The sequence below is a fragment of the Haloplanus rubicundus genome, from assembly GCF_003342675.1.
GTDB classification, from domain to species: domain Archaea; phylum Halobacteriota; class Halobacteria; order Halobacteriales; family Haloferacaceae; genus Haloplanus; species Haloplanus rubicundus.
This window is the reverse complement of sequence record NZ_CP031148.1, coordinates 3,043,406-3,058,694: the sequence shown is the minus strand read 5'-3', so window position 1 is coordinate 3,058,694 and position 15,289 is coordinate 3,043,406. Positions and strand designations below refer to the sequence as shown.

Sequence of the window (15,289 nt, the reverse complement as noted above, 5' to 3'; positions counted from 1 at the left end):
CCGAGCGAGTCGGTCTATCGACTCGTCGTGTTCGTGCTCCCGCATTCGGGACACTGGGTGAGAGCGCCGAGCGACGGGTGGTCGGCCGTCGCCCACGCGTCGCTTCCCGCCGGCGTCTCGAACCCACAGTTCAGACAGACGACGCGACTCGCGGTGGTGGATCCGTCGACCATACCCGCGGGTACGGGTCGATCTGTCATAGGGTTTTCTCGTTTTGGGGCGGAACGCGGGGCTGTTTAGTGGGCGGCGACCGAATCGCGGGGCATGAGCGACCACGAACACGACGACCACGAACACGACGACCACGAACACGACGACCACCATCACCACCACGACGTCGAGACCCTCGGCGCCGGCATCGTCACCGTGTCGTCCTCGCGCACGCTCGACGACGACCCCGCCGGCGACGCCATCGCGGCGGCGTTCGAGGCCGCAGGCCACGAGGTAGCGACGCGGGAACTCGTCCCCGACGACTACGACCGCGTGCAGGCGACGCTCCGGAACGTCGCGCGGCGGGGTGACGTCGACGCCGTCGTGAGCACCGGGGGCACGGGCGTGACGCCGGACGACGTGACCGTCGAGGCGGCCGACCCGCTGTTCGAGAAGACGCTGCCCGGCTTCGGCGAACTGTTCCGCCGGCTCTCGTACGACGAAATCGGGACGCGTATCGTGGGCACGCGGGCCGTCGCGGGAATCGTCGAGGGGACGCCCGTCTTCTGTCTGCCGGGGAGCGAGAACGCCGCCCGGCTCGGCGCCGAAGAGGTAATCGTCCCCGAGGCCGGGCACCTGTCGGGGCTGGCGACGCGGGAGGAGTGAGCCCGCCGGTCGGCAGGGTTTTAATCACCCGAGTGAGTAGGGGTGGCACATGAGCCAACAGCAAGAGCCCGACAACGAGGAGCCGTACGCCGGGAGCAAGGACCCGGAACTCCGGAGCAACGAGGTGACCGCGGGGCGTGACCGCGCCCCCCACCGATCCATGTTCCGCGCGATGGGGTTCGACGACGAGGACCTCGAATCACCGATGGTCGGCGTCGCCAACCCCGCCGCGGACATCACGCCGTGTAACGTCCACCTCGACGACGTGGCGGAGTCGGCCCTCGATGGCATCGACGACGCGGGCGGCATGCCCATCGAGTTCGGCACCATCACCATCTCCGACGCCATCTCGATGGGGACCGAGGGGATGAAGTCCTCGCTGATCTCCCGCGAGGTCATCGCCGACTCCGTGGAACTCGTCGCCTTCGGCGAGCGCATGGACGCTCTCGTCACCGTCGGCGGCTGTGACAAGAACATGCCCGGCATGATGATGGCGGCCATCCGGACCGACCTGCCCTCCGTCTTCCTCTACGGCGGCTCGATCATGCCCGGCGAACACGGCGGCCGCGAGGTCACCATCCAGAACGTCTTCGAGGGCGTCGGTGCCGTCGCCTCCGGCGACATGTCCGACGACGAACTCGACACGCTCGAACGGAACGCCTGCCCCGGCGCCGGCTCGTGTGGCGGCATGTTCACCGCCAACACCATGGCCTCGATCAGCGAGGCCATCGGCTTCGCGCCGCTCGGCTCGGCCTCCCCGCCCGCGGAGGACGAGGGGCGCTACGACGTGGCCCACGAGACCGGCGAACTCGTCCTCGACGTGGTGGACCAGCAGCGCAAACCCTCCGATTTCCTCTCCGTCGAATCCTTCGAGAACGCCATCGCCCTGCAGGTGGCGGTCGGTGGCTCGACCAACGCCGTCCTCCACCTGCTGGCGATGGCGGCCGAGGCCGGCGTCGACCTCGACATCGAGGACTTCAACCGCATCAGCGAACGGACGCCCAAAATCGCCAACCTCCAGCCCGGCGGTGAGCGGGTGATGAACGACCTCCACGAGGTCGGCGGCGTGCCCGTCGTCCTGCGTGAACTGCTCGACGCCGGCCTGCTCCACGGCGACGCCCGCACCGTGACCGGCGAGACGATGGCCGAGGCCATCGACCGCTACGACCCGCCCGCAATCGACGATCTGGACGTCGACTTCCTCCACACCGTCGACGACCCGATCCACGAGCGCGGCGCCATCCGCATCCTCACCGGCAACCTCGCCCCCGAGGGCGCGGTCATCAAGATCACCGGCGAGGACCACCTCCACCACGAGGGACCGGTCCGCATCTTCGACGACGAGGAGAACGCCATGGAGTACGTCCAGGAGGGCCACGTCGAATCCGGCGACGTGATCGGCATCCGCAACGAGGGGCCGCGCGGCGGTCCCGGCATGCGCGAGATGCTCGGCGTCACCTCCGCCGTCGCCGGACAGGGCCACGCCGAGGACGTTGCGCTCTTTACCGACGGCCGGTTCTCCGGCGCCACCCGTGGCTTCTCCATCGGCCACGTCGCCCCCGAGGCGTTCGTCGGCGGCCCCATCGCCGCGCTCGAAGACGGCGACGTGATCACCATCGACATCGACGAACTCGAACTCTCCGTCGACCTCTCGGACGAGGAGATCGAGTCTCGACTGGCGGGCTACGCGGCCGAACCGAACTACACGTCGGGCGTCCTCGCGAAGTACGGTCAGTTGTTCGACTCCGCGGCCAACGGCGCGGTGACTGATCCGGGCGCGAAGCGGGAGTAGGTCGAAGACTGCTGGCGAGCGAAGCGAGCCAGCAGGAAGTTTCGGTCCAGCGTTTGCGACGAGTGGTCGCGACGGGAGGGAGCGACCCGAGGATGGAAACGGTGGAACTGGGGCGGTGACTGATCCGGGCGCGAAGCGGGAGTAGGTCGAAGACTGCTGGCGAGCGGAGCGAGCCAGCAGTGGGTTTTCCGTTAGCGTTCGTCCGTAGCGACCGTCAGTCGTCCGCACCGGCGCCGGCGCCGGCCTCGATGCTCCCCATCTCGGGCGTGGCCCGCTCGCCGCGGGCGGACTGGAGTTTGCCCAGCACGACGGCACAGACGTAGATGGCCACGGCGAAGAGGACGATGATCCCGCCGGCCGTGACGCCGCCGTAGTAGGCGGCGCCGATGCCGAGCAACACCGCGAGTTCCGCGAGCACGACCGAGACGACGAGCGACTCGGAGAAGCTCCGGGACACCTGCGTCGCACCCGCGACCGGAACGACGAGCATCGCCGCGACGAGGATGACGCCCATGATCTGCATCGCGCCGACGACGACCATCGCCGTCAGCATCACCATCACCCGGTTGTACCAGTTGACGGGGATGCCGGAGACGGCGGCCGCCGTCTCGTCGAAGGTGACGTACAGGAGCTGGTTGCGCGTCACGGCCACCGTCCCCACGATGACGGCGAAGAGCACAAGCAGGATGGCCGCGCTCTGTGGCGATACCGTCGAGAGGTTGCCGAAGAGGAACTGGTTGACGCCGACCGCGAGCCCGCCCGCGTTGAGGCTGATGAGTGTCGTCCCCAGCGCGAACCCCGTCGAGAGGACGATGGCCATCGACACGTCGTTGTAGGCGTCCGTCACCTCGGAGATGAGTTCGATGAACAGCGCGGCGATCATCGCCACGACGACGGCGGTGAGATACGGCGAGACGCCGAGGTCGATGACGGCGTTCAGGAACAGGCCGACGGCCACCCCGGCGAAGCCGGTGTGGGCCAGCGCGTCGCCGATGAGCGCGAGCTGTCGGTGGACCAGGAAGGTGCCGATGAGTGGCGCCATCACGCCCACGCAGAGCCCGACGAGTATCGCCCGGTGCATGAACCGGTACCGCGGGTTCAGCATCTCCAAGCCCGTGACGTAGTACACCCAGTCCATCAGCCAGTACCACTGCTCCAGGACCCACAGGAGGACGCCGAAGACGGCGTCGCCGACGGCGCCCAGCCCGCTCTGCAACGGGAGCAGCACCGACGGGTCCACGGCGATGGCGGGGGCCACGACCGCGCCCGCGCTCATCCGTCCACCTCCGCGAGGAACCGCGCCTCGGTTCCGAACGCTCGGGCCAGCGCGTCGCTGTCGACGAACTCGTCGGTCGGCCCGTCGAAGTAGATCTCGCGGTTCAGGCAGACGACGCGGTCGGCGTGTTCGACGACCGCCCCGAGGTCGTGCTCGATCAGGAGGACGGTGATGCCCCGCCCGTTGAGCGCCGCCAGCAGGTCGTAGAAGGCGTCGACCGATTCGGCGTCGACGCCGACGGTCGGCTCGTCGAGGACGAGCAGGTCGGCCTCGCTCGCCAGCGCCCGCGCGATGAACGCGCGCTGGCGCTGGCCACCCGAGAGCTGCGTCACGCGTCGGTCGGCGAAGGCGCTCATGCCGACGGTCGAGAGGGCGTCGTCGACGATGGTCCAGTCCTCGCTCGACAGCCGGCCGATCCCGACGTGTGGGAAGCGGCCCATCTTCACCACCTCGCGGACGGTGATGGGCATCTCCTTGGCGGCGCTGGCCCCCTGGGCGACGTAGCCGATCCGTTCGCCGTCGTCGAAGCGGTCGGCACGCTCGCCGAACAGGCGGGCCGTCCCCGTGTCGGGGTCGAGTAGCCCGAGCATCAACTGCATCAGCGTCGACTTCCCCGACCCGTTTGGACCAACGATGGCGACGTACTCGCCCGCGTCGACGGTCAGCGACACGTCCTCGACGACGGGCGTCGCCGCGTAGCCGAAGGTGACGCTCGCGAGGTCGATGATCGCCCCCTCCCGGTCGGTCCCGGCGGTCGCCGCCGTGGCGTCGGCATCCCGCGTCATACCGGCTCGAAGTTCCGCCACTGTTCGAGCCAGCCCTCGGACGGGGCCGCGTTCTCGGGGGTCTCGTTGCCCAGGACGATCTCGAACGTCGGCATGTTGATGTTGTACGCGATCTCCTCGTACCCCCAGTTTTCCGCGACCCACTCCTCGCGGACGCCGGCGTAGGGAGTCACGGGGAAGTACGCGTCCACGGCCGTCTCGCGGACGAGTTGCTGGGCCGGGCGCTGGGATTCGAAGACGCCGTTGGCGATGTAGCGGATGTCGTTCTCACGGATGACCCGCGCCGCCTCGCGGATGTCCGCGGGTTTGACGTCGCCGCTCGCCGCGAGGTTCGTCACCAGCGGGCGCATCCGGACGCCGTAGCGCACGCCGATGTACTGGAAGGCGTTGTGCGCGGCCAACTGGACGATGTCGCGATCGGAACGGTCGAAGATGGCCTCGTAGTCCGCGTCGATGCGGTCGAGGACGTCGGCGGTGTACGACTCGGCGTTGTCACGGAAGGTGTCGGCGTACTCCGGTAGCAGGTCGACGAATCCCTCGGCGATGTTGTGGACGGATCGCTTCGCGCGCCGGGGGTCGAGCCAGAAGTGCGGGTCCTTCCCCCGCTGGGCACCGACGCCCTCCTCGTCCCGATCGAGCGTCGCGGCCAGGTCGACCAGTTCGACGCCCTCCCGAGCGTTGATGAGTGCCGTGTCGACGCCGTCGCCCTCGATCGTTTCGATGGCGCGGTCGGCCCACGGCTGGAAGTCCGCGCCGACGTGGACGAACGCGTCCGCCTCGATGATCCGCTGGGTGATGCTGGCGTTCGGCTCCCAGCCGTGGCCGTGCAGTCCAGTCGGGACGAGGTTCTCCACCGTCAGCGGGGTCCCGTCGGCGACCTGCCGGCCGAAATCGAAGAAGGTGAAAAACGAGGCCACCGCGACCGGCCCGTCGCCGTCGCCGTCGCCCCCGGTCTGTCCCGGCGCACTCGGCAACGACGTACACCCGGCCACCCCCGCCAATGCTGCCGCCCCGCCGGCGCGGAGCGCGTCCCGTCGCGTCACCGTTCGCTCGCCGTCTGTGTCGTATGTCATGATCTATCTCGAAACCCCAAATTAGACTTATCTAATCTTTAGATTACTCCGTGCGCATTTGTAGATTGCGGTTCCACAACAGCGCGTACGCCGACGCCGCGCCGTCGCCGACGAGTGGCGGTTCCGTGGCACCGCCGTCACGCTCGCCCCCAGTTCACTCGTCGAATACGTCCGCGAGCGTCTCGTGGACGCCGACGACCATCGCGGGCACGATCAGCATGAACAGGTGTTCCTCCAGCGGAATCCCCAGGAGTTCGACCCCCGTCCGCATCGGGATGGCGAAGACGCCCACTTCGAGCGTGTACCAGTCCCAGACGTAGGCGAAGGGGTAGAGAACGGCCGTCGTCCGGAGGGCGGCCCGAACGGCGTCGGCACGGACGACGAGCGCGACGGCGACGGTGCCCCACAGCACCTCGGTCGCGAGGTAGGTGTACGGTCCGAGGGCGGTGATATCGGGGAGCGCGAGGCCCGCGAGCGGCCGGAGCCACACGGCGACGACGAGGAGCGCGAAGAAGAGGTAGGAGGCACGGACCAAGAGCTTGGTCGCCAGTTCGGCGTCGGCACGGCGGGCCACGACGGCGACGGCGGCGAAGGGCACGACGGCGAGCGCCGATCCGCGGGGGACGACCGCGGTAACGGACAGGGCGACGACGGCGACCATCCCCGCCGTCATCAGCCCGGTCGCGAGGCGCCGCGCCGCCGGGGGACCGAGGACGACGGCGACGGTGCGTTTCTCGACCGAGCGGTCGTAGTCGTAGTCGGTCGTGTCGTCGATCACCTTGATCCCGGCGAGGACGACGACGAAGACGACGGCGAAAGCGACGGCAGCCGTCGAGAGCGTTTGGGTCTGGACGTAGTGGCCGCCGAGGAGGGCGAAGCCGATGCCGACGGGGTAGCCGAGCGTCGCGCCGAAGGGGTTGGTGTCCAACTGCGGTGCGTGGAGGACGGCCACCAGCCACCCCGGCAGGGTGAGGAGGGCGGCCACGGGGTCGACGAGGACGCCGAGGGCCGTGGCCCCGACGAAAAACAGCGCCGTCGACCCGGCGAGCGCGAGGTGACAGCCCCGGCGCGTGAGCGGGTGGTCGTCGTCCTCGCCGCGGTGGTGGAAGTCGACGAGGCCGTCCTTGACGTGGGCGGTGTAGAGCGCGAAGAAGGCGACACCCACGTGGAAGACGGCCAGACTCGGGTCCTGGAGGCCGCCGAGGACGGCGCCGAAGCCCGAGGCGGCGAGCGGCGGCGTCATGAAGACGGGGTGGATCTGCGAGGCGACGGCGCCGAGGGTCGCGCGCGGACCGGTTCCGTGCCGGGCGATAGCCATGCCACCGTGGATACGTGTTACACTCACATATACTGCCGGCCGCAGGGTAGAAGGCGCCGGGGGTCGGTCGTACGTCCATGCTCGACTCGTTGCTCGGCCGCGCCGAACTCAAGGCACGGATCGAGGAACTCGAAGAGGAGAAACGGCACCTAGAGCGCCGACTCGACGCCGAGAGCGAGCGCCGCGCGGACGCCGTGACCGCCCGACAGGAGGCCGAAGAGCGGGTCAACCGCTTAGAGGACCGCATCGCGGATCTGGAGGGCCGTCTCGACGACGCGGAGGAGACGGAGGCGGCGACTCTCTCCCCCCGCGGGGTGGAGTCGCTCCGGGGCGACCGTCTCGACGCCGTCCTCGACCGTCTCCGGAGCGTCGGCGCTGGACCGGAGGGGGCGCTGACCGCGTTCGTCGACGACGACGTCCCGGCCGGCGTTTCCGACCTCCTCGGCGACCGCGCACCCCTCGTCGCCCGCGCCGCGCCCTGTCTGGTCTGTGTCGACGACGCCCGCCTCGTGAGCGTCGCCCTCGACCCGCCGCTCGCGCCCGACCCGTTCGTCGAGTGGGGCGCCGGCTTTCGCCTCGACGACGACTGGTTCCACCCGACCGACGGTCTCACCGTCGCGCTGGTTCGCTCGGACCGTTTCGCCGTCGGCGTCTACGACGACGGCGCCCTGACCGACGTGGAGACGGTCGAGACGGACGTGAAATCCGCCCACTCGAAGGGTGGGTTCTCGCAGTCGCGCTTCGAGCGCCGCCGCGACGAACAGGTCGCGACCCACCTCGACGACTGCGCGGCGGTGCTCGACCGGCGCGACCCCGAACGACTCGTCCTGCTCGGCGAGCGGACCGTCCTCGACGACGTGGATCGGGACGCCGTCGCCGTTCAGGCGGTGGACGCGAGCGGCGATCCGGCCGCGGCCCTCGACGACGCCGCCCACTCTTTCCTCACGACGCGGTTGACGCTGCTGTGACGTTCGAGGCCCGCGCGCTCGTTTCGATCGACACGCCGGAGACGTAGTCGCCGTCAGGCCCGACGTACACCCCGTCGCGCCCGCAGTCGGTGGTGAGCGAGCAAATTTTCACCTCGGGCGGCCAGATGACACGGATATCTCGCACCGTCCGGTCGACGCTCGCCGTCTGCCGGTAGGTCACCGTCGTCCCCTGCGGTTCGACGAAGGTGACGAGGAGCGTCACCCGACTGACGCCGGCGGGAAGCGGTGCCGTCGCCGCCGCGGTGCCGTTCGGGGCGAGGACGCCCGCCGTTCCGTCGGTGGAGTCGACTCCCCAGTCGACGGTCACGGGGCCGTCGACCGGTCCGAGCGCGTACCGCGCGCTCCCGTCTTCGGTGACGATGCGGGCGCGGGCACGGGTGGCCCGCGCCGGCACCCCGACGGTCGTCGTCGCGCGCACGCGGTCCCCGCGTTTCACGTCGAGGGGCGTCAGCGCCGGTTCGGTCGGCGTCACGGCGCCCGTCCACTCCCCCTGATACGTGAATCGGTACGGACGGCGGTCGGGGGCCGCGTCGATGGCCTCGAACCGCTCCACGTCGCCGTCGTTGATGACGTAGAGGGCGTCGCCGTCGAAGCCGGGGTCGTTGCGGAGGTGCTGGAAGGGGTGATGGAGCCAGTCGCCGTAGGGGTCGGGGACGAACACGAGGGCGCGCTCGGGCGACCACGACTCGAAGGGCTCGTAGGTCTCGGACAGATGCGACGTGCGCAGGCGGTTCTCGTCGTACGGCTCCTCGACGGCGTCGACGGCCGCGACGCCCCCGACACCCGCGGACAGGAGGAGGGCGACGGCGAGGATGGCCCCCCGTTTCGGCGCGTCGAGGTCGGCCGTCGCCGTCCGCAGGCGGTCCCAGCAGACGAGCGCCCCCGCGGCGCCGAACGCCGAGAGCGGGAGGAGGAGGTCGAAGTGGTAGTACGGGCCGAGCAGGCCGATCAGGCCGTTCTCCAGCCCGTTGAGCGTCCCCCAGAAGTAGGCGTTGCCGAGGACGACGGCGGGGACGAGGCCGACGAGGACCACCCGGAGCGCGGGCGCGGAGAGCCTCGGGTCCGCGAGCGCCTCCCGGTCGGTCGGGAGTTCCGCGAGGCCGACGAGCGCGAGGAGGGTACCGACGGGGCCGGCGACGGTCCACTCCGTCGTCAGGAGTCGGAGGAGACGGACCGTCGTCTCGGCGGCGAGTGCGGGGGAGTAGACGCGGTCGTAACCTAGCAACTCGTGGCGGCCGAAGCCGATGCCGTCGTTCGGGCCGAACGCCTTGTAGGGGAAGACGAGGGGGTCGCCGGTCATCACGAGGTTGTACGCGAGGGTGACGGCGACGCCCGCGACGCCGAGGCCGGCGACGGCGAGGAGGCGGGTGAGCGTCGGGCGGAACTCGTCGGTGCCCCACGTCCACCACAGCGACCCGACGGCGTGGGCGATGAAGGGCGACGCGAAGAGGACGGCGGTGTAGGGGCGGGCGAAGAAGGCGAGACCGACGGCGGCGCCGGCGACGAGGCCCCACCGCGGCGAGTCGCGGCGCATCGTCCGCACGTACGCGAACGCGAACGCGAGGTTGAGAAGCGTCGTCGGGGCGTAAGGGAGGAAGACGGCGGAGGTAAAGAGAAAGAGCGGGGCGCCGAGGAGGAACGCGACCGAGAGGTGGCCGGTCCGGCGGTCGAAGGCGTCGGCCGCGAGCGCGTAGATCAGCGCGGCGTTGCCGGCGGCGACGAGGCCGAGCGAGAGGTTCCAGTCGCCGAGGACCTTGCCGACGGCGAAGACGCCGGCCGCGACGGGGGAGTACTTCGAGTAGTAGCGGAGGTCGCCGCCCGCGGTATCGGCGACGAAGAACCACGGCCGGACGAGGGGACCGAGGTCGCCGGGCCGGAGGAACAGCCGCCCCTCCAAGAGCATGGCCGCCTGCGTGAGGTAGACGCCCTCGTCGTCGTTGACGGAGTGGTACGGAAAGAGATCGACTGCGAGCCAGTAGACGACGACGCCGGCGAGGAGCGCGAAGCCGGCGGCGACGAGTCGGTCGCGTCGGGGCCGCGGGACGGACACTATTCGTCGGGTTCGGGCGGCCGCTGGTCGGTCGGGAACCAGGCGAGTTCGTGGTCGGCGTCGAGTTCGATCCGAACCTCGGTGTCGAGTGGGATGGACTCGTCGTGGTTGTGCATACACTGGACGGCGGTGTCGTCATCCAGGCGGACCTCGTAGAGGACCGTCGGGCCGAGGTAGCGCCGGGAGACGACCAGGCCGTCGCCCTCGCCGTCGACGGGGACGGCCCGGATGTCGTCCGGACGGACGAGTACGTCGATCCGGGTGCGGTCGTACGTCCCGGCGAGCCCGTTGATCTGGTCACGCGGGATGGGGCCGAGGCCGGTCGTCACCTCGCCGCCGTGGACGTAGCCGGGGAGGAAGCTGGCGTGGCCGAGGAAGCCGGCGACGAAGCGGGATTCGGGCTGTTGGAACACCTGTTCGGGGTCGCCGACCTGCTCGATCCGGCCGTCGTTCATGACGGCCACGCGGTCCGAGATGGACATGGCCTCCTCCTGGTCGTGGGTGACGGAGATGGCGGTCACGCCCGTCTCCTTGAGGATGCGCCGCACCTCCTCGCGCATCTTCACGCGCAGGTCGACGTCGAGATTGGAGAAGGGTTCGTCGAGCAGGAGCACCTCGGGTTCGGGCGCGAGCGACCGGGCGAGCGCCACCCGCTGTTGCTGGCCGCCGGAGAGTTCGTCCGGGTAGGAGTCGCCCTGGGCCTCCAGTCCCACGAGGTCGAGGAGTTCGTCGACCCGTCGCTCGCGGGCGTCGGCGTCCCAGGCCTCCAGCCCGAAGGCGACGTTCTCGGCGGCGGTGAGGTGGGGAAAGAGCGCGAACTCCTGGAAGACGACGCCGATGCCGCGGTCCTCGGGTTCGACGAAGCGGTCGGGACTGGAGACGGCCGCACCGTTCAGCGCGACTTCGCCACCGTTCGGGCGTTCGAGCCCCGCGATGAGGCGAAGCGTCGTCGTCTTCCCGCAGCCGCTGGGCCCGAGGAGCGTGAGGATTTCGCCCTCGTGGACCGAGAGCGAGAGCTCCTCGATGACGCGTTCGGTGCCGTAGGACTTCGAGACGCCGTCCAGTTCGAGGACCGGCGCGTCGCCGGCGGTCGGTTCGTCGGTCCGTGCGTCCGTCGCGTGCATCGTCCTATTTGACATCGTATCCCTCCTGTGAGAGGATGACCAGCATCGAGAGCGCCGAGACGCCGAGGAGAATCAGGGCGGGGACGGCGGCGTGGCCGTAGTAGCCCGACGCCGTCGCCGTCCAGATGTGGGTGACGAGCGTCTTGAACCCCGACGGCCGGAGCAGGAGCGTCGCGGGCAGTTCCTTCATCGTGGTGAGAAAGACGAGCGCCGCGCCGCCGAAGAGACCGGGTGCGATGAGCGGGAGCGTCACCGCGCGGAAGGCGCCGAAGGAACTGCGCCCGAGGGTCCGCGCCGCCTCGGGGAGTGCGGGGTTGACCCGCAGGAACGACGCCCGCATCGACCCGACCGCCTGCGGGAGAAAGCGGACGACGTACGCCGCGATCAGCAGGTAGAGCGTCTGGTAGATGGGTTGGGCGTACGACGTCCCCAGATACACCAGAGCGAGGCCGAGCACCACGCCGGGGACGGCGTAGCCGACGTACGTCGCCCGCTCGAAGGCTTCGGTCAGGCGCGAGCGGTGTTTGGCGGCGAGGTAGGCGACGGGCAGGCCGGCGACGGTGGCGACGAGCGCCGCACCCGCCGAGACGCCGACGGAGTTGAGGGCGTAGGAGGGCTGGAAGGCGAGCGCGCTCCCGACTTCGGCGCCGCCCTGTGCCAGCCAGGTCAGCAGGATGCCGAGCGGGACGAACAGCGCCAGCCCGGAGACGGCGAGACACGCCGCCATCGCGACGTACTTCCACTTGCCGAGCCGGACCGTGCCGCTCGTGCGGCCGCCCTGCCGCCCGGCGTACAGCGGTTCGTTCCCCCGGATGTGCGACTCCAGCCCGAGAATCAGCAGGGTAACCGCGACCAACTGGAGCGAGAGCAACGAGGCCACGTCGCGGCCGAAGGTGGTGAACTCGACGTAGATGACGCGCGTAAAGGCGTCGAACTGCATGATCGCGGGGGTGCCGAAATCGGAGAGGGCATAGAGCGCAACGAGGAGGGAGCCGGCGCCGACCGCTGGCTTGATCTGCGGGATGGTCACGCGGCGGAACGCCTCCCACTGGCCGTGTTCGAGCGTCCGCGCGGCGTCGATGAGCGTCGTATCCAGCGACTTCAGCGCCGCGCGGGTCGTGATGAACACGTAGGGGTAGGTGTAGAGCGTGATGACCAGCGAGGCGCCGACGAAGCCGTAGATTTCGGGCAGGCGCTCGACGCCGAGGGGGGCGAGCAGCCGCTGGAACGCGCCCTGCGGGCCAAAGGCAGAGACGAAGGCGAAGGCGCCGATGTAACTCGGAATCACCAGCGGAAGGGAGACGGCGACGGTGAAGCCGCGGCGGAAGGGGAGGTCGGTCCGCACCGTCAGGTAGGCGAGCGGGACGCCGATGAGCACCGAGGCGACGGTGACGACGACGACGAGCGCGGCGCTGTTGACGAACACCTGGATCGTCGACGGCCGCGTCGAGATGTCGATGGCCTCCGACAGCCCCACGTCGAGCGCGGTTCGGACCAGCCACACCAGCGGCAGCAGGACGGCTGCGGCGACGGCCCCGCTCGCTATCGTCGTCGGTAGCGGCAGGTCGTCGCTCGCGTCGTCGATGGTGGGGTGGTCCGTGGCCATAGGGGGTGTGTCAGAGCACGCCGACGTCCCGGAGGAGATCGACCGTCCCCTCCAGATCGGACAGCTGAGTGAGGTCTAAATCCTCGGGGGGGTTCAATTCGTCGATTGTCGGCAGGCGGCCGATGGGTTCGACGCCGGGCACCAGTGGGTACTCGAACGTCTCCCGCGCGAAGTAGTCCTGTGCCTCCGCCGACAGCAGGTGCCGGACGAAGTTGGCGGCGAGGTCGGTGTCCGAGGCGGTGTCGAGGACGCAGGCGCCGGCGACGTTGAAGATGGCGCCAGCGTCGCCCTCGGTGAACGCGGTGGCGATGGGGGCGTTCGGTCGCCCGGCGAGCACCCGCTGGATGTAGTAGTGGTTGGCGAAGCCGGCGCGGAGTTCGCCGTCGGCGACGGCCTGACTCACCAGGAACTCGTCGGCGTAGTTGGTATCGAGGCCGAGTTCGAGCATCCCGTTGAGCCACTGCCGGGTCTCCTCCTCGCCGTTGAGCACGCGCATCGCCGTGATGAACGCCTGGAACGAGCTGTACGTGGGGGCACAGCCGATGGCGTCGCGGAACGCCTCCGTCTCCGGGAACGCGAAGATGTCGTCCGGGACGTCGGAGTCCGAGAGTTCGTTCGTGTTGTAGGGAATCGTCCGGGCGCGCCCCGAGGTGCCGATCCACGTCCCGTCGCTGTCGTGGAACTGGTCGGGCACCATGTCCAGCACCTCGGTCGGGAGTTCGACCGTCCGTTCGCGGTCCTTGAGCGCGCCGAGCGAACCGGCGTTGACGGAGTAGAACACGTCGGCCGGGCTGCCCGATCCCTCGGTTTCGATCTGGTTTACCAGCTCCGCGGCCGAGTTGTACCGCGGCCGGATCGTCAGGTCGGGGTAGAGGTCCTCGATGAAGGTGATCAGTTGGCCGACGAGCGGTTCGCCGCGGCCGGAGTAGAGGGTCAACTCGCCGCTCAGGTCGGGCATCTCCGCCATCGAGACGCCGCCGGAGATGTCCCGTGAGCCGAACGGGGAGCGCCCGGAACCGATCTGTCCGACGACGTTCTCGCCGCCGGTGCCACCGCCGCCATCGCCGCCGTTCGTGCCGTTACCGCCGCCACCGCCGAGGAGTCCGCTACAGCCCGCGATCGATGCCAGTCCGGCGGCGCCCCCGAGTTGGAGGACTCGACGCCGGGAGCTACGGTTTTCCTTCATGGTTTGATTTAGGCTACCCTAAAACACTTATATTTGCCGATTCGGAAACTCTGCGAGGAGTTCACGAGAGTTACGGCTCAACACGAGAAATTCCCGTTGGAACTCGTGTGACGCCCCTCAGTCGTCCGCCGGCACCGCCCGCTCGGCCGACTGCAGGTCGTCGAGACACGCCAGCCAGTCGTGCATGTGTTCGCCGACGTACGCGAGGAAGTCGCCGTTGCGGTAGTCGGCCTCCGCGTCCAGCAGGGCGTCGGCCATCGCCTCGAAGACGCCGGCGTAGGTGTCGGCGTCGGCGCCCGCGCCGTCGATCAGTTTCCAGAGATGTTCGTTCAGTTCCAGCCCCGCCACCTCGTTGTGCAGGTCGTCGAACGTCGAGCGCGGCGCCTTGTCGTGGCGGCAGAGTGGGTCGCCGGTCAGCACGTCCTTGCCCAACACGTCGGCCGCGCGCTTGAGGAAGACGCCACTCCAGATGTCGTCGAACCGGCCGACCGACCACTCGTTGTCGTCCATGGGACACTGGTAGAAGGCGGGGACGACTTCGCGCTTGAAGCCGAGGTTCATCGAGCAGACGGTGAGGTAGTGGCCGGGTTCGACGACGAAGTCGGGGCCGAAATCGGCGGCCGTCAGGCGCGTCTCCGCCTGCCCCTGCAGGTCGCCGTCCATCAGGATGCGCACCGCGTCGAGGTCGGGCACGTTCGTCCACAGGCCCTGCGAGGCGACCACCTCGTCGACCTCTCTCTCCCCCGTCTCGATCGTCTCGTCCATCGCGGCGTACGGGTAGCCGCGGGGGTAGAGGCCGTGGTTCTCGGCGTCGTGGTACAGGACGTTCACCCAGTTCTCGTCCGACTGCACCGACTCGACCGTGCGGTCGGCGGTCAGGTTGTCCAGGTGGGTGCCGAAGAAGTCAACGGTCTCGTGCGGGCGCGTGTCGTCGTCGATGAAGACGCCGTAGGGGTGGTCGTGGGCCCACAGGTAGAGGAGGCCGAAACTCGTCTGTGCGTGGCTCCGCGCCGGAATCAGGTGGTCGTAGTCGCCGACGCCGTGGTCCTCCAGCCACGCCTCGCGCCGACTCCCGTCGAACACCTCGCCCGCGACGCCCAGGTCGTCGAGCATCGCCGCCATCTCCTCCGTCGGACAGTGGTCCTCGGTCACCAACACGAACTCCAGTCGGTCGGTGTCGAAGCCGTGGTCCGCCGCGTTCGCGACGTACGACCGCACGCACTCGTACTCCCTGATCGTCGGGACGATCACACAGACGTCTTGGCTCATGCTCA

At 69.4% G+C, this 15,289-nt stretch carries 13 protein-coding genes; 3 read left to right on the top strand and 10 right to left on the bottom strand.

The window, feature by feature from the left end:
- Positions 1-14 precede the first annotated feature (14 nt).
- Complete coding sequence (locus DU484_RS20080; RefSeq protein ID WP_187347719.1) at positions 15-173, bottom strand: hypothetical protein; 159 nt, start codon at positions 171-173, stop codon at positions 15-17.
- A gap of 91 nt (positions 174-264) precedes the next feature.
- Here DU484_RS20080 and DU484_RS16800 point away from each other — a divergent pair, with 91 nt between their 5' ends.
- Both DU484_RS16800 and ilvD read left to right on the top strand, forming a co-directional pair.
- Positions 265-816, top strand: a complete 552-nt coding sequence (locus DU484_RS16800; protein ID WP_114587084.1) for a MogA/MoaB family molybdenum cofactor biosynthesis protein — start codon at positions 265-267, stop codon at positions 814-816.
- 49 nt (positions 817-865) lie between these two features.
- Positions 866-2,608, top strand: a complete 1,743-nt coding sequence (gene ilvD, locus DU484_RS16795; protein WP_114606502.1) for a dihydroxy-acid dehydratase — start codon at positions 866-868, stop codon at positions 2,606-2,608.
- 214 nt (positions 2,609-2,822) lie between these two features.
- Here ilvD and DU484_RS16790 read toward each other — a convergent pair whose 3' ends face one another.
- The 4 genes from DU484_RS16790 to DU484_RS16775 all read right to left on the bottom strand — a co-directional run bounded on the left by DU484_RS16790 (position 2,823) and on the right by DU484_RS16775 (position 7,060).
- Positions 2,823-3,884, bottom strand: a complete 1,062-nt coding sequence (locus DU484_RS16790) for a metal ABC transporter permease (RefSeq protein WP_114606501.1) — start codon at positions 3,882-3,884, stop codon at positions 2,823-2,825.
- Complete coding sequence (locus tag DU484_RS16785; RefSeq protein ID WP_114606500.1) at positions 3,881-4,669, bottom strand: metal ABC transporter ATP-binding protein; 789 nt, start codon at positions 4,667-4,669, stop codon at positions 3,881-3,883. Before DU484_RS16785 ends, DU484_RS16790 begins: the two co-directional genes overlap by 4 nt.
- Positions 4,666-5,712, bottom strand: a complete 1,047-nt coding sequence (locus tag DU484_RS16780; protein WP_114606823.1) for a metal ABC transporter substrate-binding protein — start codon at positions 5,710-5,712, stop codon at positions 4,666-4,668. The genes DU484_RS16785 and DU484_RS16780 overlap by 4 nt, the downstream gene beginning before the upstream one ends.
- 184 nt (positions 5,713-5,896) lie before the next feature.
- Positions 5,897-7,060 carry a lycopene cyclase domain-containing protein gene (locus DU484_RS16775; RefSeq protein ID WP_114606499.1) on the bottom strand — a complete coding sequence of 388 codons (1,164 nt, stop codon included), beginning with the start codon at positions 7,058-7,060 and terminating at the stop codon, positions 5,897-5,899.
- Positions 7,061-7,137: 77 nt separating this feature from the next.
- On the opposite strand from DU484_RS16775, the gene DU484_RS16770 reads away from it, so the two are divergent.
- Entirely contained in the window at positions 7,138-8,028 is an 891-nt protein-coding gene (locus DU484_RS16770; RefSeq protein ID WP_114587079.1) for a Vms1/Ankzf1 family peptidyl-tRNA hydrolase, read from the top strand.
- On the opposite strand, the gene DU484_RS16765 is transcribed toward DU484_RS16770, so the two are convergent.
- From DU484_RS16765 to DU484_RS16745, 5 genes are all read right to left on the bottom strand, one after another.
- Positions 8,003-10,099, bottom strand: a complete 2,097-nt coding sequence (locus tag DU484_RS16765; RefSeq protein WP_262342807.1) for an ArnT family glycosyltransferase — start codon at positions 10,097-10,099, stop codon at positions 8,003-8,005. The genes DU484_RS16770 and DU484_RS16765 overlap by 26 nt on opposite strands.
- On the bottom strand, positions 10,099-11,238 hold the full coding sequence (locus DU484_RS16760) for an ABC transporter ATP-binding protein (protein ID WP_114606498.1): 1,140 nt from the start codon (positions 11,236-11,238) through the stop codon (positions 10,099-10,101). The genes DU484_RS16765 and DU484_RS16760 overlap by 1 nt, the downstream gene beginning before the upstream one ends.
- The gene (locus tag DU484_RS16755) at positions 11,228-12,829 is read right to left on the bottom strand and encodes an ABC transporter permease (RefSeq protein ID WP_114587077.1); all 1,602 of its coding nucleotides are present in this window, start codon (positions 12,827-12,829) and stop codon (positions 11,228-11,230) included. Before DU484_RS16755 ends, DU484_RS16760 begins: the two co-directional genes overlap by 11 nt.
- Positions 12,830-12,839: 10 nt before the next feature.
- Positions 12,840-14,015 (bottom strand): ABC transporter substrate-binding protein, encoded by a 1,176-nt coding sequence (locus DU484_RS16750; protein ID WP_114587076.1) that lies wholly within the window; start codon positions 14,013-14,015, stop codon positions 12,840-12,842.
- A 117-nt stretch (positions 14,016-14,132) separates the two neighbouring features.
- A complete protein-coding gene (locus DU484_RS16745) occupies positions 14,133-15,284 on the bottom strand; it encodes an alpha-1 4-glucan-protein synthase (protein ID WP_114606497.1) in 1,152 nt (383 codons plus the stop codon).
- Between the last annotated feature and the right edge of the window lie 5 nt (positions 15,285-15,289).

What these genes read in the sequence shown, in the direction of transcription:
- ilvD (WP_114606502.1), top strand. Translation starts at nt 866, where the DNA reads ATGAGCCAACAGCAAGAGCCCGACAACGAGGAGCCGTACGCCGGGAGC.
- DU484_RS16755 (WP_114587077.1), bottom strand. Translation starts at nt 12,829, where the DNA reads ATGGCCACGGACCACCCCACCATCGACGACGCGAGCGACGACCTGCCG.
- DU484_RS16800 (WP_114587084.1), top strand. Translation starts at nt 265, where the DNA reads ATGAGCGACCACGAACACGACGACCACGAACACGACGACCACGAACAC.
- DU484_RS16790 (WP_114606501.1), bottom strand. Translation starts at nt 3,884, where the DNA reads ATGAGCGCGGGCGCGGTCGTGGCCCCCGCCATCGCCGTGGACCCGTCG.
- DU484_RS16750 (WP_114587076.1), bottom strand. Translation starts at nt 14,015, where the DNA reads ATGAAGGAAAACCGTAGCTCCCGGCGTCGAGTCCTCCAACTCGGGGGC.
- DU484_RS16745 (WP_114606497.1), bottom strand. Translation starts at nt 15,284, where the DNA reads ATGAGCCAAGACGTCTGTGTGATCGTCCCGACGATCAGGGAGTACGAG.
- DU484_RS16785 (WP_114606500.1), bottom strand. Translation starts at nt 4,669, where the DNA reads ATGACGCGGGATGCCGACGCCACGGCGGCGACCGCCGGGACCGACCGG.
- DU484_RS16760 (WP_114606498.1), bottom strand. Translation starts at nt 11,238, where the DNA reads ATGTCAAATAGGACGATGCACGCGACGGACGCACGGACCGACGAACCG.
- DU484_RS20080 (WP_187347719.1), bottom strand. Translation starts at nt 173, where the DNA reads ATGGTCGACGGATCCACCACCGCGAGTCGCGTCGTCTGTCTGAACTGT.
- DU484_RS16775 (WP_114606499.1), bottom strand. Translation starts at nt 7,060, where the DNA reads ATGGCTATCGCCCGGCACGGAACCGGTCCGCGCGCGACCCTCGGCGCC.
- DU484_RS16770 (WP_114587079.1), top strand. Translation starts at nt 7,138, where the DNA reads ATGCTCGACTCGTTGCTCGGCCGCGCCGAACTCAAGGCACGGATCGAG.